The 1,544-nt window shown below is 61.8% G+C and carries 1 protein-coding gene; it reads right to left on the bottom strand.

Annotated elements, in window-relative coordinates; all coding sequences use genetic code 11:
- Positions 1-359: 359 nt before the first annotated feature.
- On the bottom strand, positions 360-1,457 hold the full coding sequence (locus AB0P23_RS25400; protein ID WP_032375655.1) for an IS110 family transposase: 1,098 nt from the start codon (positions 1,455-1,457) through the stop codon (positions 360-362).
- Positions 1,458-1,544 lie beyond the last annotated feature (87 nt).

Genomic DNA, 1,544 nt, shown 5'->3' with positions numbered 1-1,544 from the left:
TCATATGGAGGTCGGCCTGTCAACGACGGCATGGTGAAGCGGTGGCACGCACCGTCGTGTGTGCCACCGCTTCCTGTTGCCGGGATGGTGATCGATGCGAGTGGGAGGTGAGCGTGTCGTAGTGTTCGACGCGTCGTCAACTCTCATATACGCGGGTTGGTTACCGCAGGACGGACTGTTTCGGCTGGAGTGGATCGCAAGTCTATGAGTCGAGCGTGATCCCAACGCGCAGTTGAGGATTGCTCATAGGCGGCTAGCGGGTCACTCCCAGACGCTCGGCCACATCCCACATCGTCGTCGACCGTTCATTCCGGACATCTATCCCGACGCAGATCGCTACTTCGGCGTCGGAGCTTCAGTCATTCCTCGAGCGTGGCCAACGACCAGCACCAGCCGGCCAGCTCTCGTGCGATCCCGGCATTGGCGACCACCGCACGTTTACCGCGTTCGTCGAAATGTTCCCACCGTGCGTGCAGCCGCCGGTTCGCTTGATGTCCTCGCGCTTTGGCTTTGGGAGTCGACGCCTTCCACCGTGCCACCAGTTCACGCCCCGGCCGATACGGCTTGCGATGATGCCAGGCAGCCTCGACCAGCAGTCGGCGTACGTGAGCATTGCCGGTTTTGCTGACACCGCCCTGCGACCGGGATTCACCGGAAGAATGCTCGGTCGGGATCAACCCGACGAACGCACCGATCGAGCGGCCGGTCAACCGGTCCCACTCACCGATCTCCGTCGCCAAACCGAACGCTGTCAACGTCGCCACCCCACGAAGGCACCCCAGCCGGGTCACCACCGGAGTGAACGACGAATGCGCAGCCATGTCCGCGATGGCGGTATCGAGACGATTCCGGCGTTCGGTGGTGGCGATGACGGTCTCGTAGGCGGTGTCGTAGGTGATCTGCAGTGCACGTGAATCGAACCGCTGGCGACGTAACCACAGATCGTGGGCTGCGGTCCAGGGTTTGCCGCCGCTGTAGATGATCCCTTGACGCAGCAGCACATGTGTCAGGCGATGCTGTGCGGACACCAGATCGCCGCGGCAGTCCTCCCTTGCTCGCACCAGATCACGAGCGGACTCCTGCTCGGTACTCGGAATCAGAACCGGCACAATAGAACTCAAATGAAGCAACCGAGCCAAATGCCGGGCATCACGGGCATCGGTCTTGATGCGGTCACCAGGGGGACGCTGAATTTTCGACGGTGCCGCCACCACACAATCGACACCGGCGGCCAACAGAAAACGGGCCAGACCGAAACCGGTCGGGCCCGCCTCGTAGACGACATGCACCAGTCCTGGCAGCGAACGAATCCACTCCAGGATTTCTTTGTGATCAGGCGACATGCGACGCTCGAACAACTCGCCCGTCTCGCCATCCAAACCGCACGCCACCACCGATCGTGCGTGCACATCCAAACCAACACTCGTACGATGATTCTTCACTGGGGCCTCCCACATCTGTGGCTCTACCGGCCAGGACCCACTCCTGTCGGCAACCCACGCTTACATGCGGAGGGGCCCCAGCCAAGACCTCCATACCGTCTA

The organism is Rhodococcus sp. NPDC077669, assembly GCF_040686915.1.
Taxonomy (GTDB): domain Bacteria; phylum Actinomycetota; class Actinomycetes; order Mycobacteriales; family Mycobacteriaceae; genus Rhodococcoides; species Rhodococcoides fascians.
Note: the sequence above shows the minus strand (reverse complement) of the source record. Positions and strands in the feature narration are given on the sequence as shown.

Coding starts and splice junctions, on each gene's coding strand:
- AB0P23_RS25400 (WP_032375655.1), bottom strand. CDS start 1,457: ATGTGGGAGGCCCCAGTGAAGAATCATCGTACGAGTGTTGGTTTGGAT.